We start from the raw sequence: 20,849 nt of genomic DNA on the forward strand, positions 1-20,849 counted from the left end.
ACATAGATAGATTGGGATGACCTTGCCCGAACTCAATGCCACCGTTATCCCACTATCATAAATCGAATTCGACTAATTCCTAAATGGGAAAAAGCGACAATACTTATGACAAATAGCGATGAGAGGCACAAAAAGAAGAATAAGCACGATTGGAGGGAGAAGGTGAGAGCATAAAAAAGCGCAACGAGAATATCGTTGCGCTTGAAGATATCAGTACTGAAGTGCTTACTCTGGCACAATCCAGTCCACTTTCCAGTGGCCAGTTGCTGGTGCGATCGCGTCTTGCAGGAATGGCAGAATCTCTTTCATCTGGCTTTCCAGTTTCCATGGCGGGTTAATCACAATCATGCCGGATGCCGTCATGCCGCGCTCGTTGGTATCTGGTGCAACACCTAACTCGATTTGCAGAATTTTACGAATGCCCAGTGCTTCCAAGCCTTCGATCATATCTTCGATGTCGTGGCGGTTTACCACTGGGTACCAAATCGCGTAGATACCGGTTGCCCAACGTTTATGGCTCTGATGAATCGCTCGCACCACATCGCGGTACTCTTTCGCGAGTTCGTATGGTGGGTCAATCAGCACCAAACCACGACGTTCTTGTGGCGGTAAGCTTGCTTTGAGGCGTTGGAATCCGTCTTCTTTGAAGATGCTCACTTGGCGATCACGATGGAATTCTTGCTCTAACAATGGGTGATCGGCCGGGTGCAACTCGGTCAGCACCATGCGATCTTGTGGGCGGATTTGCGCGCGCGCCACACGTGGTGAGCCTGGGTAGTAACGCAGCTTCTCGCCATTGTTGAGCACTTTAATGGCATCGATGTAGCTTTTGATGTCTTCGGGAATGCTTGGGTTATCCCAAATACGTGCGATGCCTTGTTTGTATTCGCCCGTTTTTTCAGACCATTCGTGAGTCAGATCGTAACGGCCCACACCCGAGTGGGTATCGTGATAAACGAATGGCTTATCTTTTTGTTTCAGCGCATCAAGAATGAGGCTTTGAACGATGTGTTTGACCACGTCGGCATGGTTGCCAGCGTGGAAGCTGTGGCGGTAACTTAACAAATTAAACTCTCGAAACACTCTTTGGTTGAGTGTGGTCTGTGATTTTCACTCTATGGCGGTATTATACTCAAGTAACTTAAAGATGTAGAACTTCCAATCAAATCTGTTCCTCTGATAAGGGGACGCTATTGAAATTTCTTTAAGTCACCCACACTTACTATTGGTAATCGAATTGAACTAGGTGAGTTTCTCGCACTCAAAAGGGTGTGAAATTTCATTTAGGTATAACAAGACTCAAGGACAGAGTAGCGCTGGTTGACTATATGATGGTCATCGCGGCATAGAGAAAGGGAACGGAGCTCCCCCCAATCCATGTTGCTGGCTCGTCTGTACATTGAGTTGGCCTATCTACACAAAATAGACAGGCAATCACAGAGTCAAAACACAAAAGGAATTATTCATGTCTAATCCTCTACTGACGTTTACGGACCTACCTCCGTTTTCTCAAATTAAACCAGAACACATCAAGCCTGCCGTTGAGGAAGCGATTGCTGACTGCCGAGCAAAAATCGATGAAGTTCTACAAGACAACGCTCACCCAACTTGGGACAGTGTGATTGCGCCAATTGAAGAAGCGGATGATCGCTTAAGCCGCATCTGGTCGCCAGTGGGTCACATGAACTCGGTAGTGAACAGCGAAGAGCTACGTGAAGCTTACGAAAGTTGCCTACCAATTTTGTCAGAGTACGGCACTTGGGTTGGTCAGCACAAAGGGTTGTACGAAGCGTACAAAACCATCAAAGCGAGCGAAGAATTTGCAACGTTAACTCGTGCCCAGCAGAAAACCATCACTGATGCACTGCGTGATTTCGAGTTATCAGGCATTGGTTTGCCATCCGATGAGCAGCACCGTTACGGCGAGATCAGCAAACGTATGTCTGAGCTGAGTTCTAAATTCTCTAACAATGTGCTGGATGCCACCATGGGTTGGACCAAGCACATCACAGACGAGAAAGACCTAGCAGGTATGCCAGAATCGGCGCTGGCAGCAGCGAAAGCTGCCGCAGAAGCAAAAGAGTTAGATGGTTACCTCATTACGCTAGATATCCCATCTTACCTACCTGTCATGACGTACTGCGATAACCAAGAGTTGCGTAAAGAAGTGTACGAAGCGTACGTGACGCGCGCTTCTGATCGAGGTCCAAACGCAGGCAAATGGGATAACTCAGAAATCATTACTGAGCAGCTAAAACTGCGCCATGAAATTTCACGTATGCTAGGTTTCAATACTTATAGTGAAAAGTCGTTAGCAACAAAGATGGCTGAAACGCCGGATCAAGTGCTGGGCTTCCTGAATGACCTAGCGACACGAGCGAAACCGCAAGGTGAACGTGAAGTCGAAGAGTTACGTCAGTTTGCGAAAAGTGAGTTTGGTGTTGAAGAGCTGAGCGTTTGGGATATCGCTTACTACAGCGAGAAACAAAAGCAGCACCTGTTCCAAATTTCGGATGAAGAACTGCGCCCATACTTCCCAGAGTCAAAAGTCGTGAGCGGTCTGTTTGAAGTGCTAAACCGCGTGTTTGGCATGACCGTTACTGAGCGCGAAGGCGTAGACACTTGGCATGAGTCCGTGCGCTTTTTCGATATCTTTGATGCTGAAGGCACACTCCGTGGCAGCTTCTACCTAGATCTCTACGCTCGTGAACACAAACGTGGCGGCGCGTGGATGGATGATTGTCGTGGTCGTCGCGTTACGCTATCTGGCGAGCTGCAAACGCCGGTTGCGTATCTAACGTGTAACTTCAACCGTCCAGTGGGCGACAAACCAGCACTGTTCACGCACGATGAAGTCGTGACGCTATTCCATGAATTTGGTCATGGAATCCACCACATGTTGACGCAAGTTGATACAGGTGCTGTTTCAGGTATTAATGGCGTGCCTTGGGATGCGGTTGAGCTACCAAGTCAGTTCCTAGAAAACTGGTGTTGGGAAGAGGACGCTCTGGCGTTCATTTCTGGTCACTATGAGACAGGTGAGCCGCTACCGAAAGCGATGCTAGACAAAATGCTCGCAGCGAAAAACTTCCAATCTGCGATGGGTATTTTGCGTCAGCTAGAATTCGGCTTGTTCGATTTCACGCTTCACACCGAATATGACCCTGAAGTGGGTGCGCGTGTACTGGAAACTCTGGCGAAAGTGAAAGAGAAAGTCGCGGTAGTTCCTGCGGTTGAGTGGGCGCGTTTCTCACACAGCTTCGGCCATATTTTTGCTGGTGGCTACAGTGCGGGTTACTACAGCTACCTGTGGGCTGAAGTGCTGTCGTCAGACGCGTATTCTCGCTTTGAAGAAGAAGGCATCTTCAACAAAGAGACGGGTCTAAGCTTCCTGAACAACATCCTAGAAATGGGGGGCAGTGAAGAGCCAATGGAGCTGTTTAAGCGCTTCCGTGGCCGCGAGCCACAAATCGATGCACTGTTGCGCCATTCGGGTATTGCGGCGTAAATTGAGCAAAAAACATCAAGGCCAACCGAACGGTTGGCCTTTTTTGTACATTTTTTATAAAAAATTTTACGGATTTACGTTTCGGTTGATCGGGTTCTGCAACGATATCAATGTCTCCGTGGACTGAACCTCATCAATGGCTTGCAGCTTGTCGATCAGTACAAATTGCAGCTCTTCAATCGATTTGCACATCAATTTGACGAATATGTTATACGCGCCCGTGGTGTAGTAAGCTTCAACGACTTCGTCGAGCGCGTTGAGTTTTTCTAACGCGGAGTGGTAATCACGAGCTGCATTGAGGTTAATACCAATAAAGCAGCACACATCGTAGCCAAGCTTTTTAGTATTGATGATCACCTCCGTTCCTTCGATGATGTCCGCCGACTTCATCTTCTCGATACGCACATGGATAGTGGCAGGGCTGACATCGAACTGCTTTGCCATTTCTGCGTAGGGCGTTCTGGCGTCAGCCATCAGTGTTTTTAATATTGCGCGGTCAAGGTCGTCGAGTTTCGGCAGGCTCGCATTCATACTATGATTTCCGTTAGGGATAGAGTTTTACCTCCCTTTTATACTCATAGCGGATAGGATTCACAAGGTTTGGCAGGAGTAACTGCGGGTTAACTCCGAGCTATGGAGATAATGTGCAGCGTTTTCTGGTTATTGCCGCGCTATGTTGGAGCGCGTTTGCTACGGCCTCAGATCCGAAGGTGTTGGTCGTGCACTCCTATCATCAGGGTTTTTTCTGGACGGACTCCATACAGCGAGGCATCGAGCAACAGCTGGGCGATCGAGCGCTGGACATGCGTGTGCTCTATCTAGACTCGAAACGTAACCAGAGTGAGCAGTTTTTTGCACAACTAAAATCCTTATATCTTACGAAATTACGCAAAGAGCGATTCGATGCCATTTTAGTGAGCGATAACAATGCACTTGAACTCATGCAGCGTTTAGCCCCAATCATCAAAGACACCCCAGTTATATTTAACGGCATTAATAACTACCATCCTTCTTTACATCGTTCTCTGAATGCAACCGGAGTCATGGAAGATGTCGATTTGGAAGCGAATCTCGCTCTTATTGAGCGCTTACATCCGAACTACACACAAGTTCTCATCGTCAGTGACCACTCGGTGACCGGTGAGGTGTTGCGTTATCAAATCGACAATTTTGTCCTCAAGTTCCCGCAATATCGAGACAAAATCGTACAACTTGTCCCAGACAGCATCATCGATCTAAAACAACAAGTCGCAAAACTGAGTTCCGATAAAGTCGTCTTGTTCTGGACCTATTACCGAGATAAACAAGGTATGGTTGGCAGCGAGCGTGACTGGGTTGGTGTCAACAAAGTCTCAAACGCGCCGCTGTTTATGGTGCATGACATTGGTTTGGGTCATGGCGCAGTTGGAGGGGTTATTCAAAGTGGTTATCGGCATGGTATTGAGAGCGCAGAGATGCTTGAGTTCGTTTTGGATAACCCTGATCAGCCTCTGCCTGCGGTGAAAAAAAGTGATTCTGAAATAAAGCTCGATTACCAAGCGGTAGCGCGTTGGGGATTGGGGGCTGAACAAGAGGTTTCTGCGGTATTTTTTAATAAGCCAATGAAGCTTTCTGAACGTTTTGCCAAGGAAATTCGCCTGTTTGGTAGCCTGTTTGTGGTGATGTCGGTGGTCATTTTGCTGATGGGTTATTATTTACAGCGGATGCGTCGAAGTGAGAGCGCTGCGCGAGAAAGCCAGGCTATTCTAGAATCGATTTTCGATCAGAGCATGCAGTATATGGGCATTTTGGATGCCAACGGTGTGCTTAAATCGGGCAACGATCACCTTCAATCCTTACTTTATCACCAAGGACTGCGCTTAGACCGACCACTTTGGTTTCACCCCAACTGGAGTGAAAAAGCACAAGCGTTGCTTGAGGAGTATTTCCACGCGCCTCACCATCAAGTGTCGACGTTTGAAGCTGAAATTTGGAGTAAAGAACACGGCGCATTGGTGTTAGAAGTTTCGCTCAAGCCTTTTTCTCAGCAAGTAGGGAATCATAAGCAATACTTGTTTGAAGCGCGCGATATTACCAGTCGTAAATTGATGGAGGACAAGCTCTACCAACGTGAGTCAACCCTACGCAACTATTACGAGCAGCAGCCCGTGATGATGGTGACGCTTGATAGTAATAACCGAATTCAAGAAGTGAATCGATTTGCTCAACTACTTCTTGGCTACAAACCGATGGACATGCTCGGACATCGCCTGAGGGAGTTCTATTTTGATGACAAAGTGCTGTTCCCTCGCCAAGTGTTATTGCAACCCAACCAGCAAGTGCATGGTGTTTGGCGACGTGAAGTCGAGTATCGTCATGCAAATGGTCATCGTGTTTGGGTGCGCGAGAATATTCGTCCGCTGAGTGAATCTGAGCAACTGCTGATTGTGGGCGAAGATATTACCGAAACCAAACTGCTCTCCGAGAAATTGGAATACCAAGCTCGCTATGACTTACTGACGGGGACTTACAACAGAAACCATTTTGAACTAGAGCTTAAGACCGCACTGTGCGAAGTGGACAGCCATCGTCGAGTCCACGCCATGTTGTACCTCGACTTAGATCAACTAAAAGTCCTCAATGATACGGTTGGGCATGATGCAGGTGATGCGGCGATTCAATTCTGCGCAAGTATGCTGGAAGGCGTTCTGCCGTACAATTCCATCTTGGCTCGAATGGGAGGCGATGAGTTTGCGGTGTTACTCAAAGACTGTGACGAATATGGCGCCATCAATATTGCCAAACTGATCATCTCGACACTAAGCGAACACCTCTTTATTTGGGAAGACACACGCCTGTTCATCAGTTGCTCAATTGGTATCCGTATCATCGATCATACCGCTGATACGCCACAAATGGTGCACGCTCAAGCAGACTCTGCTTGTCACGCCGCTAAAGAGCAAGGCCGTAACCGCTATAATCTATTCAGCTTAGATAACGAAGAGTTGCAGCGTCGTCAGATGGAAATGCAGAGCGTCAATTTGGTGCATGAGGCATTGTCGAATCAACGTTTAGAACTGTTTGCTCAACCGATAAAAAGCTTACAAAAGCACGAGACTCAAATGTATTTTGAGATTTTGGTGCGTATTCGCAATGGGTACGGTGATTATGTTTCTCCTGCGCTGTTTATCCCTGCTTCCGAGCGCTACAACATTGCCCATTGGATTGATAAGCAGGTTATTACTCAAACACTAGAGTGGTTAGAACAGCGTCCTGAGGTGGTTGAACAGCTTGGTCGCTGTTCGATAAACCTTTCAGGTCAATCTATGGGGAATCAAGAGTTTATTGACTTCTTATTGGAGCGATTGGAAAGTTCGACTCTGCCGTGTGAAAAAATCTGCTTAGAAATCACCGAGACAGCGGCGATGAGCAATCTGGATCAAGCCATTGAGTTGTTTACCAAGCTAAAGTCTTTGGGTTGCATGATTGCATTGGATGATTTCGGATCTGGATTGTCTTCATTTGGTTACTTAAAGAAACTTCCTGTCGATATCGTGAAAATTGATGGTCTTTTCGTGCAAGATATCAACGTAAATGAAATGGACCGCGTGATGGTTCGTTCAATCAATGACTTGGCGAAGCAACTAGGCAAAGTGACGGTGGCGGAGTTTGTCGAAAATGACCAGGTCATGCAGCATTTGATAGACCTCGGTGTGGACTACGGCCAAGGCTACGGTATTGGCCATCCTAAGCCGCTTTCTGAGCTAGTGGAGCAACTGACGGCTGTATAACCTCTGCGTAGCAAGCTCAACCTAGCATTAATAGGTAACTTAGGTATACACTCAGCGCCAGTTACCTCGATTTTTATTGGAGCCTCCTTTTGCAACTGCAATTGATCTGTGAAAACCCGTCTCAACAATCTCATCTTGATGAACTCGCTGCGCGTTGGCAGCTTTCACACACTGACGATAGCGATTTTGCTTTGGTGCTAACCACCGAGCGTTTGGAGCTACGTAAAGTGGATGAGCCAAAGCTGGGTGCAATCTTTGTGGATTTGATTGGTGGTGCGGTCGGTCATCGTCGCAAGTTCGGTGGTGGTAAAGGCCAGGCAATTGCGAAAGCTGCGGGGTTGAACAAAGGGGCAACGCCAACCGTGTTAGACGGCACGGCAGGTCTTGGTCGTGATGCGTTTGTGCTCGCCTCGCTAGGTTGTAAAGTGCAGATGGTCGAGCGTCATCCAGTCGTAGCGGCTTTGTTAGATGATGGCTTGGATCGAGCGAAACAAGACCCAGAAATCGGCACCTGGGTATCTGAGCGCATGTCGCTAATCCATGCTTCTAGCCATGATGCGCTGGAACAATTGGCGCAAGATAAAGACTTTGTCCAGCCAGATGTGGTGTATCTTGACCCGATGTATCCGCACCCAGAAAATAAAAAGAAGTCGGCGCTCGTGAAAAAAGAAATGCGCGTTTTCCAATCGTTGGTTGGCGCTGATTTGGACGCCGATGGCCTACTAGAACCAGCCATGGCGTTAGCCACAAAGCGTGTAGTAGTTAAGCGCCCGGACTACGCGAATTGGCTGAACGAGCAAAAGCCAAGCATGGCGATTGAAACGAAAAAAAATCGCTTCGATGTCTACGTTAAAGCATCGATGGCATAACTTCCTGACGGCTCAACTTTTCTTGTCACAGTACGGTGTGTCGTGCTGTGACTCAGCCTCTCTTTCCTCGTCTCTATTGATAGTTTTCTCTTGCTAATTCCCTTCCCTGACTGTATATCTAACTAAGAATTATTATTATTTCACTTGTTGTGATGCGGTCGATAACTGGGAAGCTGGAGTAGTAGAATGGCTAAACGTTTATGTAAAATGAGTCGCAAACAGATCGCGGCAGAACTTGGTGATATCCATCGTTTAGTTGTCGCACCAAAATTCGTTTGTCGTTCTTGCGCACGCTCTTCATCGGCCAAAGATACCCTTTGTAAGCCAGCCGCAATTCCTCCACAAAAATGCCAAGACAAGCCATTGAGTGAGCAACAAGCATGTGGCTTATTGGTTGAAGCTCTGCCAGCACAAGCGATTCCAGTGACCACTAAACAAAGCAACGAAAAAGCCGCGATTGTGAGGCGTGTTGTTGAGCGTGTGAAAGAGAAAAAACAAGCCGAAAAATCTCCGGAGCCAGTAAGAGCCGACGCACCAGTATGGTTTGATTTAGCGGATAAAAAATCGCTCAAGAAAGCGAAAAAAGCACTGAAAAAGCATTATAAGCAGCAAAAGAAGTTGCTAAAAGTAGCGAAAAAACAACAAAAGTTACTTAAGCGTCAGCGTAAACTGGAAGCGCGTAATGCGAAACTAGAAGTGTTGCTGCCAACGCCACCTAATGCTTTGATGAACGCAATCTCACAAGCCAAAGTGCATTAATCAAATAAAAAAACGCTCTCCAGTCGGAGAGCGTTTTTTATTGTCGAAATGTTTATAGGATTAGCTGCGTTACTTATTGGCGTAGCTCATCTCTACGCGCTTTTTCACCCAGGTTTCGTTAATCCATAGGGATAGCATGATGATCGCACCGCCAATGGCGAGTCGCATGACATCAACATCGCGGTTCCAAATCACAATGTTTACAATCAAGCCCGCCGGAACCAATGCATTGTTCATTACTGCCAGTGCCCCTGCGTTCACCATGGTCGCGCCTTTGTTCCAAGCAAAGTAACCAAAACCAGAAGCAATCAAACCAAGGTATGTCAGAATGCCCCATTGTGTTGCAGTGGTTGGTAGTTTGTCGAGGTTACCCATGAGCGCGAAAGCCACGGTTGCTACACAAAGTGCACCTAAGTAGAAGTAGCCAAACACGGTGTGTTGTGGCAAATCGACGGGCTCACTCTCCATGATATATTTGTAGCCCACCTGACCGATGGCAAAGCAGAGGTTTGCTCCTTGTACGACCAAAAAGCCCAGTAGGAAATCTTCATTAATGCCTGCAAATTTAATCCAGGCGGCACCAAATACGGCTATTGCAGCGGTAACTAAGTACCAAGGTGAAAAGCGACCTTTCAAGAAGTCATAGATTAGTGTGACGTAAATGGGTGTGAATACGGTGAACAGCAATACTTCTGGCACGGAAAGGAGCAAAAAAGATTGGTAGTAGAAGCAATACATCAAACCGAGCTGGAAGCCACCGACAGTCATCAGTTTCGCGATCAGGGGTTTGCTAACGCCACGGAATTTCAAAAAGGGAATGAAAACCAAACTCGCCAGTGCCACGCGCATGAACACCGAGAACCAAGAATCAACCTGACCGGCGAGGTAAACGCCGATCAGGCTAAATGAGAATGCCCAAAGTAGGGTAACTGCGGATAGATAAGCCATGGATGAGAATCTTTATCAACAACAAATGTGCCCGCAGTCTAACCAAGTTTTATCGTTGCGCCAATCAGTCTTTTAGCGGTACGACCAGCATATCGACTGGTGAGCAGTTAATCAGCTGTCGAGTCGAAGATAGAATCTTGCTCCAGAAATCTTGGTGATGACCACAAACCACCAAATCAATACTGTAATCTTGAATGGTATCGCACAGCTCATTACTCAAATCGCCACTACCGACTAAAGTATGGGCAATTGGGTATTGCGCATATTCAGCGAAGTTTGCCAATTGTGTGCGCGATGCTTCCATTGCTTGATGTTGCGCTTCTGCCATATTGATATCGATAAGCCCGGTGTAGAGTTCTGCGTAGTTCACGTCGATGTGAATAAAAGAGACTTTCGCATCCAGAGGTTTAGCCAGTGATACGGCTTTCTTAATCAACACTTTACTGTCGTCTGAAAGGTCGACTGCCACAAGTATGTGTTTGTAACTCATATTGCTATCTCCTTGTAAGGTCATAGTTTTAGATTAGCACCAACCCCAAAAAAAATTTGCTGAAGTGATCTCATATCGGTGCCGTAGGTACAAAGTCTTGTCTCAGTAATCATGTTATAGTGGCGTTATACCCAAGTGACTTTGATATGCTGAAATAAGCGTAGTGTTACTGACTAGAGTTGAAGTGAAACTTCGCCGTGTCTGCCAGACCAAGCTATTCTCGCAGCGTCATTTATTTCGAGGTTACTTGGGTATATTGCATGCACAATAATAGGAGTTAACATGCTGTCTCAAACTATGGTCGAACAATTGAATGAGCAAATTAACCTAGAATTTTTCTCATCCAATCTATACTTACAAATGAGTGCTTGGTGTGAAGACAAAGGTTTTGAAGGTGCGGCTGAATTTTTACGCGCTCACGCCGTAGAAGAAATGGAGCACATGCAACGCCTATTCACTTACGTGAGTGAAACTGGCTCAATGCCAATCTTAGGCGCTATTGATGCGCCAAAGCATGACTTTGCGAGCCTAGGTGACGTTTTCCGCGAGACATTTGAACATGAGCAAATGATCACGGAAAAAATCAACAAACTGGCGCACGTTGCATTTACTAGCCAAGACTACTCAACGTTTAACTTCCTACAGTGGTACGTGTCAGAACAGCACGAAGAAGAGAAGTTGTTTAAAGGGATTTTAGATAAGATCGAACTGGTAGGTGAAGACGGTAAAGCGTTGTTCTTCATTGACAAAGATCTAGCACAAATGGCGAAAGAAGGTTCATCTTCAATCATGGATGCTCCAGCTGCGTAAACGCGTTTTGGGACGTTGTAAGTAGCGGGTAAAGACGAAGTGTTGATCGTCTTTTTCTCTTGAGCATTGTTGAAGATGTAGGGAGGAAAAGATGATCAGTGGAGACACAATCTTATTTGCGCTAATGGTGGTAACTGGAGTTAATATGGTCCGGTATCTCACCGCTCTTCGTTCTCTAATTTATATCATGCGTGAAGCGCATCCGCTGTTATATCAGCAAGTTGATGGTAATGGTTTTTTTACCACTCATGGAAATGTCACCAAGCAGGTGAGGTTGTATCACTACATTAAAAGTAAAGAATATCATCATCACCACGATGAAATTTTTACTGGTAAGTGTGAAAGAGTGCGTGAATTGTTTGTTCTATCGACCGCGTTGCTCGGCGTGACGCTACTTGCAGCCTTCATTCTCTAAGAGTCAATAATCTAGATAGTTGTTCTGTCTGAGATTTTGCGGACATACAGAGCGCTTAGAGTTTAAGCGCTTTTCCCTTTCGGTATTTGTCGGTAGAATGTCGCGCCTAGAAAGCAAGGATGTGCAATGTGCACATCCTTTTTTATTTTGATTCGATACCAATCAGTCTAAGAGCTACCGATGAGTAAGAAATTTGATGTTGTTGTAATTGGCGCAGGCGCAGCAGGTTTAATGTGTGCTGCAGAAGCAGGCAAGCGAGGCCGCCGTGTTTTGGTGCTCGATCATGCTAAAAAGCCAGGACGTAAAATCCTTATCTCGGGCGGTGGTCGTTGTAACTTCACTAACTACGACGTTTCAGCTAATCACTATTTGTGTCAAAACCCGCACTTTGTTAAGTCGGCGCTCTCCCAATACACTAACTGGGATTTCATCTCGATGGTGTGTAAACATGGCATTGAGTTCGAAGAGCGTGATCACGGCCAGTTGTTTTGTGTCGATGCATTTACGGCCAAAGATATCGTGAAGATGTTGTTAGCTGAGTGTGACATGCCGAACATCGAGCAGCGTTACCAATGCGATGTTCATTCGATTGAAAAAATTGATGAAGGCTTTCGTTTGCATGCTGGTACTGAGATTGTCGAATGTGAGTCTTTAGTTATCGCAACAGGTGGCTTGTCGATGCCAAAACTGGGAGCGACACCATTTGGTTATAAAGTCGCGGAACAATTTGGTCTTCGAGTTATCCCAACCACGGCAGGTCTTGTACCATTTACTCTGCATAAAGAAGACAAAGAAGACTTTGCTGAGTTATCTGGTATCGCGGTACCTGCGGAAATTACGGCTGAAGATGGCACCATGTTCAAAGAAGCCCTGTTGTTCACACATCGTGGGTTATCTGGTCCAGCAGTGTTACAGATTTCTTCATTCTGGCGGGCCGGACAAAAGGTGTTGATCAATCTTGTGCCAAACGATGATGTTGCTGAGTTATTAGAACGCAGTCGTGAGAAGCATCCAAATCAGTCACTCAAGAATACGCTTGCCAAAGTGCTGCCTAAGCGTCTGGTTGAAGTCTTAATTGAACGTAAAGAGCTAGTCGATAAACCGCTAAAACAGTTCAATCAAAAGGAGCTTGCGGCGATTGTGGAGCGCCTAGAGCATTGGGATATCGCCCCGAATGGCACTGAAGGCTACCGAACTGCGGAAGTGACACTCGGCGGTGTCGATACTGATCACTTATCCTCGAAAACCATGGAATGCAAAGACATTAAAGGGCTTTATTTTATTGGTGAGGTGATGGATGTGACTGGTTGGCTAGGGGGCTACAATTTTCAGTGGTGCTGGTCGAGCGGTTTTGTTGCGGGGCAGTGGGTTTAATCAAACACCAAACGCAGCCTAACTGCATAAAAGATAAGATACAAAAAGAGCACTGAGTTTTATTCAGTACTCTTTTTGTATTCCCATAGCGAGTTACTCGTCTTGATACTTTTCGAGTTTGTTATAGAGCGTTTTCACGCTAATGCCTAACTCCTGCGCTGATTCCGTTTTATTGCCTTGATTCTCTTCAAGGGTATTGAGAATGGCGGCTTTTTCTAGCTCTTCTAGCGAAACGCCCGCCGGAACAAGGTCTTCGATGCTGGTGCCTGTTTCCAATGGTGGTGTGTCGAAGATCAGGTGTTCATCTCGGATGGTGTCATCAGCCAAAATAAATGCACGCTCGATCGTGTGTTTGAGCTCACGGACATTACCTGGCCAGTCGTGTGCAGCGATTTTTTGGATCGCAGAGTCAAGAATCGTTTTGGTTTTTGCCTCATTGGCGTTGCGGTGCGCGATAAAGTGCTTGGCCAGACCGACGATATCACCGCCTCGTTCTCGCAGTGGCGGTATCGTTAATGGGAAATGCGATAAGCGGAAAAACAGATCTTCACGCAGGAACTGCTCCTCAATGGCGATTTTAGGATCACGGTTTGTAGCAGCAATGATGCGAGTATTAGCGATATGAACCGTATTACTGCCAACTGGGCGATACTCTCCGGTTTCTAGCACCCGCAATAGCTTCACTTGATGCTCGATAGGCATCTCGGTGATTTCATCTAAAAATAGGGTGCCGCCCTCTGCCTGCTTAAATACACCTTGGTGAGTTTTATTTGCTCCGGTAAAAGCGCCTTTCTCATGGCCAAACAGTTCACTATCAACCAATTCAGGGCTAATGGCACCACAGTTAATCGCTATAAAGGGCTGTTGTTTACGCTCACTCGCTAAGTGGATGGTCTGCGCCACCAGTTCTTTGCCTGATCCACTTTCACCGACAATAAGGACGTTGGCTTCTGTTTTAGCAACGCGCCTGATCATACGATAGAGCTGATGCATCGGAGAGGAAGAGCCGACCAAAAGACCAAATTGGTCAAGATCGCTGGTGGACACTTTACGCCCTTGATCTTGTTTGTGTTGATAGTACTGGCTGACTTCGCTCAGGGTGTCCGTCAGAATGGCAATATCAACGGGCTTTCTGTAGTGAAAAATAGCACCCAAGTTCATCAGCTTATCCAAGTTCTCATTTGGAGCGCCTGAGCTAATGATGATCAAGTCCATATCGTAGATGTCTTCGATATTAGAAAGACGTTGATAATCTGCACTAGTAAAGTGGGCGACTTCAACAATCGCAACTTCCGGTTTGAGTTGTAGGAAATCTTCAATCCATTGGTCTGCGGCATCGATGTCATGCAGACGAAATTTGTTCAGTTCCTGGCAAGAAGCGATGGCATTTTTAAGTGATGGATCTTGTATTCTTAGAAACAGGCTTGGCATCGACATAGAAATGTCCTCTTTACTATGACAGAAACAATGTACGTGGATTATTCTCACTTCACAAGACAAAATATTGTCAGCATAGATTTAAGGATTTGTTCGGTATTTTTATGTTGTTAGCCCCTTTTTGATATATATCGGTGAGAGCCATCAGTAGATATTTCCTTTTGTTCAGATTTTTATTTTTAAAATAATAATTTTGCTATTAATTGATTCTGGATAAATAGCCTTTCTGTTTTATCAGGTTATTTCGGCACAAGTGACGGAGGCTTTATCACCGATTAAAAATTACATTTTTTACGTGTAAATAATTCATGCTTATACTTTATTGCTCATCTCATTTTTACCTCTTTCCTTTATTAGTCACTTAAAAACAATGAGTTATAAAGTTGGCACATGGTTTGCTCCTAGGGAAGTGCAACGTCAATAAAGGAGAATTACCATGAATAACATCGCAGCTAAAATTGTACTTACGTCAGTTCTTGCTACTTCATCTACAGCAGTCTTAGCGAGTGATAAATGGGAAAAAGAATCCATGGACGCTTGGCTAGATGGTAAAGCTGAAACCACACTACTGCTAAACAGCAATCTCAACTCTTTTGATATCAATACCGATGTAGAGAATCAGGTCGTTACCCTTTCTGGTTCGGTAAACAATGATCTTGAAAAATCACTTGCCGAAGAGCTTGTTACTGGTCTTGATGGTGTGAAAAAAGTAAACAACGAATTGTCAGTAGTGAATGAAGGCAAGAAAGAAACTGATTCAGAAGCTTTAGCTACACTGACCGATTCTAAAATCACGACTATAGTTAAAACGCGCCTACTAATGAATACCAATGTGAGTGGTACGGATATTGATGTAACGACAGAACGCAAAACGGTAACGTTGGCAGGTAAAGTTAATTCAGATGCGGAGCATGATCTTGCAATTTCAATTGCAAATAACACCAATGACGTAAATAAGGTGATTGATAAGCTAGAAGTGGTTCAATAATAGCGAGCCGAGTGATTTAACCCACTTTTATTAGGAGGTAACACTATGGTTCGTTGGATGTTTATTTTTCTGGCACTGGCACTAATTTCTGCACTATTAGGCTTTACCGGTATTGCAGGAGCTGCTGCCTCTATCGCGCAAGTGATATTTTACCTATTCCTATTGTCATTAATTGTATCAATAGTGATTGTTCTGCTGGGAAGAAAAAACGTAAATAGATAGGAGATTCCATGCGACTTACGTCATTTATTTACCGTATCGCCGCAGTATTCGGTTTGGTGTTTGCGTTGGCAGCTTGTAGTGAAGAAGGGCCAATGGAACAGGCCGGCAAAAAGATAGATGAAGCCGCCGAAGAAACCCAAAATGCGATTGAAGATGAATGTGAAAACATTAAAGAAAACCTAAACGCTGAAGACCAAGATTGTTAGCCGAATCAGGTTAGGTTTTTTACGCATAGCTATGTAAGAGAGGGGCGGTCAATCACCGCCCTTCCTTTTGTCCCAATTGTTTACAATCAGATAAGGAGTCAAAGATGAAAAACATATTTGATGTACTGAAAGAGAGTCATGAAAAGCAGCGCCTTTTACTCGATGCTCTGATGGAAACGTCTGGAGATTCCCCCGCTCGTGAAGAGTTTTACCACAACCTTAAAGAGGAACTCGAACAGCACGCAGCGGCAGAAGAGCGATTTTTCTACGCGCCTTTAATAGATAGCGATAAGACCATTGATCTCACTCGCCATGGCATCGCAGAGCATCATGAAATTGATAAAGTGATTGCACAGCTTGATGCAACCGATATGAGCTCGCCAGCGTGGCTCAACCTAATGAAAACCTTGCGTCACAAAGTGTTGCACCATCTTGAGGAAGAAGAGCAGCGTTTCTTCCAGTTAGCCGGTAAGGTAATGACCGATAAGCAGAAAATGAAACTAGCGGATGGTTATGTTGAAGAGATGGCAAGCTAGGTAGAGTGTTGGACCTTTTCGTGCCATTTCGGCACGGGAAGGCACTCAATCAAGGCGTTTGCTCAAGTTCATGTATCCAAGCTCAATCCCCCGCGTATTCTAACTTCCACTAAAAAGTGCACTCGCTGAAGGCAAGGAGAGCGAATGTTTATCATCAAATATTATATTCTTGGCGCTCTGATCAGTTTATTGGCCGCTATCTATACGCCTCAAATTATCGTTAGTTTGCTGTTCTTGTGGATATCTCTTTCTTTAGCGTTGGTCAGCGTAGCCTACGTATTCGACATTCCCTCTATTTTTAGAAAAAACCAAGATGGCAAGATTGTCAGGTGGATTCGCTGGGCATTCATCCCATTTCTATTGGGGGCTAGAGCGTATAACGCCTGGGAAAGACGGCGTGATACTGTACCTCCAATCCAAAAAGTCAGCGACAATTTATACCTATCTCGCCGTTTGTTTCAGAGTGACTTAGATTTTCTCGAATCCAATGAGATCTCTTGTATTGTCGATGTCACCGCAGAATTTGCAGGCCTTGAAAGTGCGATGACCTACAAGCAGTTTCATTACCTTTCGATTCCGGTACTCGACCACAAAGCCCCAACGCTAGAGCGTCTTCGCCATGCGATTAACTGGATTGATACTCAAATCTCGTGCTCGCGGGCCGTGGTTGTGCATTGTGCGTTAGGGCGTGGTCGTTCAGTGTTTGTTGTGGCGGCGTATTTACTGAGCAAAGACCCGTCACTGACGGTTGAATCCGTGATGAAAAAAATCAATGACGTACGCAGTACCGCGAGATTGAATAAATTACAGATTAGGACGTTACGAGCGATCAGTGAAAAAGGCGTACTGGGGCTGGATCAATCCACTTGGATGGTGGTTAACCCTGTTGCAGGTGGCGGCAAATGGGAGGAAAACGAACAGCACTTGATTCGTGAGCTAACCAAAAAATATCGCTTGAGTATTCATCAAACCACCACAAACCTCAGCGCCGAGCAGCTAACACAACAGGCAAAAGAAAGTGGAGCTAAGCAAATCATCGTAGCTGGTGGCGATGGCACAGTAACAGAGGTGGCGAGCCAATTGGTGGATACCGACCTCAAACTCGGTATTGTTCCGCTCGGAACTGCCAATGCGTTATGTCATGTGCTCTATGGCGTTGGCGCAAAATTCTCACCGGTCGAAAAAGCGTGTGAAGCGTTGCTTGGCGGACACTGCCAACGTATTGATACTGCGGACTGTAATCAGCGGCTTATTTTGTTGGTCTTAGGTATTGGGCTAGAACAGAAGATGATCGAGCACGCTCAGCGAGAAGAGAAAAATGTTTTTGGACAACTCGCTTACCTCACCGGCTTTTTTAATGCTGTAGTGGCGGAAGAAACGCAAGCTTTAACCGTTTCGTTAGACGCTCCAACTGAAGATGGAAACCACGACAATAATACACAAACGCTTGAAGTCCATAGTTTTGTCGTTGCGAATATCGCTCCATTTAGTACGTTGCTTGCCCAAGGTGGTGATGCGCCGCAGCCTGATGATGGCAAGCTGCATATCACATATTTAGATAACACCGAGTCTTTAGGCGGACGTCTTATCGCCTTGTCGGATCTGACATTAACGAGCGTAGGCGCACAGGAAGAATCGACACATTTTCAATACGCGACGGCTCAGAGCGTCACTATTTCTGCGAATAAACCGATTGAGTATGTGATTGATGGTGAACTGTATTCTGATGAGCAACTAGCAATCAAGCTGCGTCCAAAGTCATTGAACGTATTTGTTCCAAGCCAGAGACGTAAATCAGCTTCGCTTTAACACTGTAATCCGCGGATAACGCGCCATTTGCTTCGTATTCTACATGGCGCTTTTTCTGTGTTGTTTGATGATTTGGTGCGCGTCGTAAAAAGGCTATTAAGGTCGCTGCGTAGATGCAGCGGCTTTTGTCTATCTACACCTTTTTATTAGGTTGATTGGGGATGAGGGTTAAACAAAGTGAAGAAAGAGGGGCGAGTATAATTACTCACCCTGAGGTAAGTGCTTTTCAATTTCATCGTTTTCAACTTGTAAAGCAGCTAACCAATAAGAAACAAGTGCGGTTAAGTTGGTGTCGTCAATGGCTCTAAGCAGGGCTTTTAAATCATCTAACAGTAATTTATTCATAAAATGCATTTCTTTGTAATTACCTAGCTCGGCAACGCCGTATTCGGTGGCATTTTCTGCAATGAATTGTTCACCGTCTTGATCGAAGAACAGCTTCGCCATCTTTTTGATCATCACTTTTTCTATTTTCACGAATCGATATGCCGCTCTTGCGAGTGTCATATGTGATTGCGGGTTAACGAGAGGCAAACACGTTTGGCGATGGTGTGTCATTTTTACGAGTAGCTCCCTTACTCGATTGTTATCCAATGTCATAGTGACCTCTTTATTTATGACTATTGTCGTGGGACATTTCTCGTGATGGTTATGTTAATGCGCCTGTGGGCTTGTCAGAAATGGCCAAAGCAAGTTGGCCATTTCTTTGCTCAATACCGAGCTTTATTGCAAAGGCGACCACCAGGTTTTAGCTAATAAGGCTGATGCTGCTGAGTTTTTCTTTGCAGCTTTTTATATCGCTACGGACTTTCAGCAGAACCGAGTTATCCGCCTGCTCTGGGTGGGAAGTAATCAAATTCTCAATCTCTTTGAGTACCTTGCTTTCGACACCTTCAAGCTGTTCTAAATACATTGACTCTTTGTCAGAGGACACTTCCTTCATCACGTCGCTGTAGACCTCACGCGCCTTGATGGTGTAGGAAACCGGAGTGTCGTCGGCAGATTCTTCATTGTTACTTGCTAGAGAGTAGGGAGTGAGCTCAATGACTGCACGCTCACGTACTCTGAGCAGTTCTACCAACACATTATTCAAAGAAGTGTTGTCGATGTTCTCGATGGCCTTGTTGTAAATTTCATTTCCGCTTTCGATAAGCTCAATGATTGAGGCGATGTTTTCATTTTTCATATGCCACTCCTTATTTACTGGTGATAGGGGTGTTTGAGCGTATGGAATACAAACACGATGTTTCATCTTCAGTTGCAGGTTGTATGCCAATGAGTTTTAAGTCTTATTGATCAGTGACTTAGCATCTAGTTTTGCAATAACTTGCTAACAGTCGGTAAGGCGCTAAGAAAAAATTACAAGAATGGCGGGGAAAGCCTGGAAAGAATTACACGTACAGATATGGCTTTTTATCGAAACAAAAATAAAATCAATAAAAAACAATAACTTAAAATTATGGCATGGATATGGCTTTGTAGGGAGTAAGTGAGGTCAAACATTGTTTCACTTGATTCACTATTCAACTCATTAACGGAGGCTAGTTATGGCTACTACAAAAGAAAGCACAGTAAAACCTCAAGAGCAGTTAGAAGAAGCATATCACTTAGCGGAGCAAGCCACGACGGAAGCCGTTGGCGCGATGAAAGACCAAGCCAAAGAGAAGCTGGATGTCGGTGCGCAGCAAGTTCAGCAGGCGACTAAGTCGGCAGAGAATGTAATCAAGGAGCGACCATTGCTGAGCATAGGTTGTGCCTTCCTTGCTGGTTGGGCGGTTTCGAAGCTGATCAAATAATAGTGGTCACCAAGGATTAAGCCACACAACAGAAGGGCGAGGCTTCACATGAATAATTCAGGGCAAGTTACCAATCAGCAATCAGGCTCGGCGGCTTCAGACTGCGGCCGAGCCCCTGATGGGGCAGAAGAACAGGACATCCAACAGACCATTAATGGTTTGGGCAGCATTCTTGCGCAATTGGACCAACTGACGAAATCGCTAAAAGCATGGTCGGGTTCAACGTTGGATTTGTTCATCTTGGAGATGAAAGTTAACGTGTCCGCAGTGCGTCAGATTTTGCTGTGTACCGTTGTTTTTACCCTATTGTCGGTACTGTTCGTATTCAGTTTGTGCCTTGCCTCTGGGGTGGTGGCTTATCAGTTAACTGCCAACGTATATGTTGCCGTGGGTGTATTTATCACATCATTAGGCTTGGCATTATTTGCTTTAGCCTGGTGGCAGAAGCGTTTAGTTGGATTTCTTGGATTCAAAAATACGACAGAACAATTACAGGAGGGGTGGGATGCGCTCGCTACAAAAGCTCAATCGAGCCATGCGGATCAAGCGGATGGAAGGTAAAGCATCTCTAGAGCAATGTTGTTTGTCGATGGAAATGTTCACGTTTACCACCAAGAAGTTTGTGAGAGAAAACCCTTGGACGACATTAGGCATTAGTGCTGTCGTTGCCGTTACCGCAGCAAAAGCAGGTCGATTGTCTCGACTGACTTCTTCTATTTCGTCAATGGGGCTATTGGTTAGCAGCGTGTCTGATATTACCGATTCGCTCACAAAGCCGGTCGCGGCAGCTTCTCTGGATGAGTCAGATGCGGAGCAAAATGGAAATGCAGCAACACAAGTAAGCAACGCTGCGACGACAGAGGGCGAACCACTCTAATAGCGGATTTCACCGCAAAATTTTCTTACCGATTC

The 20,849-nt window shown here is 45.5% G+C and carries 22 protein-coding genes; 15 read left to right on the plus strand and 7 right to left on the minus strand.

All coding sequences use genetic code 11. From position 1 onward, the window contains the following. Window positions 1-225: 225 nt before the first annotated feature. Window positions 226-1,065, minus strand: coding sequence for a 23S rRNA (adenine(2030)-N(6))-methyltransferase RlmJ (locus R7041_RS12950; RefSeq protein WP_005379158.1), 840 nt, complete (start codon window positions 1,063-1,065; stop codon window positions 226-228). Window positions 1,066-1,465: 400 nt separating this feature from the next. Here R7041_RS12950 and prlC point away from each other — a divergent pair, with 400 nt between their 5' ends. Beyond that, window positions 1,466-3,508 (plus strand): oligopeptidase A, encoded by a 2,043-nt coding sequence (prlC, locus tag R7041_RS12955; RefSeq protein WP_161440649.1) that lies wholly within the window; start codon window positions 1,466-1,468, stop codon window positions 3,506-3,508. Between the two features lie 66 nt (window positions 3,509-3,574). On the opposite strand, the gene asnC is transcribed toward prlC, so the two are convergent. After that, window positions 3,575-4,039: a transcriptional regulator AsnC gene (gene asnC / locus R7041_RS12960; RefSeq protein WP_005389595.1), complete on the minus strand. Its 465-nt coding sequence runs from the start codon at window positions 4,037-4,039 to the stop codon at window positions 3,575-3,577. Window positions 4,040-4,152: 113 nt separating this feature from the next. Between asnC and R7041_RS12965 the strand changes: the two genes are divergently transcribed. From R7041_RS12965 to R7041_RS12975, 3 genes are all read left to right on the plus strand, one after another. Beyond that, a complete protein-coding gene (locus R7041_RS12965; protein ID WP_064368885.1) occupies window positions 4,153-7,278 on the plus strand; it encodes an EAL domain-containing protein in 3,126 nt (1,041 codons plus the stop codon). Between the two features lie 89 nt (window positions 7,279-7,367). After that, the gene (locus tag R7041_RS12970; RefSeq protein WP_053303431.1) at window positions 7,368-8,147 is read left to right on the plus strand and encodes a class I SAM-dependent methyltransferase; all 780 of its coding nucleotides are present in this window, start codon (window positions 7,368-7,370) and stop codon (window positions 8,145-8,147) included. A gap of 186 nt (window positions 8,148-8,333) precedes the next feature. Next, on the plus strand, window positions 8,334-8,906 hold the full coding sequence (locus R7041_RS12975; RefSeq protein WP_064368886.1) for a hypothetical protein: 573 nt from the start codon (window positions 8,334-8,336) through the stop codon (window positions 8,904-8,906). A 69-nt stretch (window positions 8,907-8,975) separates the two neighbouring features. Here the strand turns inward: R7041_RS12975 and R7041_RS12980 are convergent, their stop codons facing one another. Continuing rightward, the gene (locus R7041_RS12980) at window positions 8,976-9,854 is read right to left on the minus strand and encodes a carboxylate/amino acid/amine transporter (protein WP_017635030.1); all 879 of its coding nucleotides are present in this window, start codon (window positions 9,852-9,854) and stop codon (window positions 8,976-8,978) included. 64 nt (window positions 9,855-9,918) lie between these two features. Then, window positions 9,919-10,344, minus strand: a complete 426-nt coding sequence (uspA, locus tag R7041_RS12985) for a universal stress protein UspA (protein ID WP_005379165.1) — start codon at window positions 10,342-10,344, stop codon at window positions 9,919-9,921. Between the two features lie 282 nt (window positions 10,345-10,626). On the opposite strand from uspA, the gene ftnA reads away from it, so the two are divergent. The 3 genes from ftnA to R7041_RS13000 all read left to right on the plus strand — a co-directional run bounded on the left by ftnA (window position 10,627) and on the right by R7041_RS13000 (window position 12,943). Next, window positions 10,627-11,154, plus strand: a complete 528-nt coding sequence (gene ftnA / locus R7041_RS12990) for a non-heme ferritin (RefSeq protein ID WP_005379167.1) — start codon at window positions 10,627-10,629, stop codon at window positions 11,152-11,154. A gap of 91 nt (window positions 11,155-11,245) precedes the next feature. Next, window positions 11,246-11,569 (plus strand): universal stress protein UspB, encoded by a 324-nt coding sequence (gene uspB / locus R7041_RS12995; RefSeq protein WP_005379169.1) that lies wholly within the window; start codon window positions 11,246-11,248, stop codon window positions 11,567-11,569. A 180-nt stretch (window positions 11,570-11,749) separates the two neighbouring features. After that, window positions 11,750-12,943 (plus strand): NAD(P)/FAD-dependent oxidoreductase, encoded by a 1,194-nt coding sequence (locus R7041_RS13000; protein WP_005382944.1) that lies wholly within the window; start codon window positions 11,750-11,752, stop codon window positions 12,941-12,943. Window positions 12,944-13,036: 93 nt separating this feature from the next. Here R7041_RS13000 and R7041_RS13005 read toward each other — a convergent pair whose 3' ends face one another. Continuing rightward, window positions 13,037-14,380, minus strand: a complete 1,344-nt coding sequence (locus R7041_RS13005; RefSeq protein WP_005382945.1) for a sigma-54 interaction domain-containing protein — start codon at window positions 14,378-14,380, stop codon at window positions 13,037-13,039. Between the two features lie 436 nt (window positions 14,381-14,816). Here R7041_RS13005 and R7041_RS13010 point away from each other — a divergent pair, with 436 nt between their 5' ends. The 5 genes from R7041_RS13010 (at window position 14,817) to R7041_RS13030 (ending at window position 18,141) form a co-directional block, all read left to right on the plus strand. Next, window positions 14,817-15,368 carry a BON domain-containing protein gene (locus R7041_RS13010; RefSeq protein ID WP_046874167.1) on the plus strand — a complete coding sequence of 184 codons (552 nt, stop codon included), beginning with the start codon at window positions 14,817-14,819 and terminating at the stop codon, window positions 15,366-15,368. A gap of 45 nt (window positions 15,369-15,413) precedes the next feature. Beyond that, window positions 15,414-15,590: a DUF1328 family protein gene (locus R7041_RS13015; RefSeq protein ID WP_005379177.1), complete on the plus strand. Its 177-nt coding sequence runs from the start codon at window positions 15,414-15,416 to the stop codon at window positions 15,588-15,590. Window positions 15,591-15,598: 8 nt separating this feature from the next. After that, entirely contained in the window at window positions 15,599-15,796 is a 198-nt protein-coding gene (locus R7041_RS13020) for a hypothetical protein (protein WP_005379178.1), read from the plus strand. A 104-nt stretch (window positions 15,797-15,900) separates the two neighbouring features. Beyond that, window positions 15,901-16,332 (plus strand): hemerythrin domain-containing protein, encoded by a 432-nt coding sequence (locus tag R7041_RS13025; protein ID WP_005379185.1) that lies wholly within the window; start codon window positions 15,901-15,903, stop codon window positions 16,330-16,332. Window positions 16,333-16,476: 144 nt separating this feature from the next. Beyond that, complete coding sequence (locus tag R7041_RS13030; RefSeq protein ID WP_206949371.1) at window positions 16,477-18,141, plus strand: diacylglycerol kinase family protein; 1,665 nt, start codon at window positions 16,477-16,479, stop codon at window positions 18,139-18,141. A gap of 201 nt (window positions 18,142-18,342) precedes the next feature. On the opposite strand, the gene R7041_RS13035 is transcribed toward R7041_RS13030, so the two are convergent. Together R7041_RS13035 and R7041_RS13040 are read right to left on the minus strand one after the other, a co-directional pair. After that, window positions 18,343-18,741 (minus strand): hypothetical protein, encoded by a 399-nt coding sequence (locus R7041_RS13035; protein WP_005379193.1) that lies wholly within the window; start codon window positions 18,739-18,741, stop codon window positions 18,343-18,345. Between the two features lie 148 nt (window positions 18,742-18,889). Beyond that, window positions 18,890-19,327 (minus strand): DUF2383 domain-containing protein, encoded by a 438-nt coding sequence (locus R7041_RS13040; RefSeq protein WP_005379194.1) that lies wholly within the window; start codon window positions 19,325-19,327, stop codon window positions 18,890-18,892. A 361-nt stretch (window positions 19,328-19,688) separates the two neighbouring features. On the opposite strand from R7041_RS13040, the gene R7041_RS13045 reads away from it, so the two are divergent. Genes R7041_RS13045 through R7041_RS13055 form a run of 3 tightly spaced genes read left to right on the plus strand, consistent with a single transcriptional unit; the run spans window position 19,689 to window position 20,814 of the window. Next, window positions 19,689-19,937: a hypothetical protein gene (locus tag R7041_RS13045; protein WP_005379196.1), complete on the plus strand. Its 249-nt coding sequence runs from the start codon at window positions 19,689-19,691 to the stop codon at window positions 19,935-19,937. Between the two features lie 48 nt (window positions 19,938-19,985). Next, window positions 19,986-20,498 (plus strand): hypothetical protein, encoded by a 513-nt coding sequence (locus tag R7041_RS13050; protein ID WP_064368888.1) that lies wholly within the window; start codon window positions 19,986-19,988, stop codon window positions 20,496-20,498. Continuing rightward, complete coding sequence (locus tag R7041_RS13055) at window positions 20,488-20,814, plus strand: hypothetical protein (RefSeq protein WP_005379200.1); 327 nt, start codon at window positions 20,488-20,490, stop codon at window positions 20,812-20,814. Before R7041_RS13050 ends, R7041_RS13055 begins: the two co-directional genes overlap by 11 nt. The last annotated feature ends 35 nt before the right edge of the window (window positions 20,815-20,849 follow it).

The sequence above is a fragment of the Vibrio sp. 1751 genome, assembly GCF_033339895.1.
Classification (GTDB): Bacteria; Pseudomonadota; Gammaproteobacteria; order Enterobacterales; family Vibrionaceae; genus Vibrio; species Vibrio alginolyticus.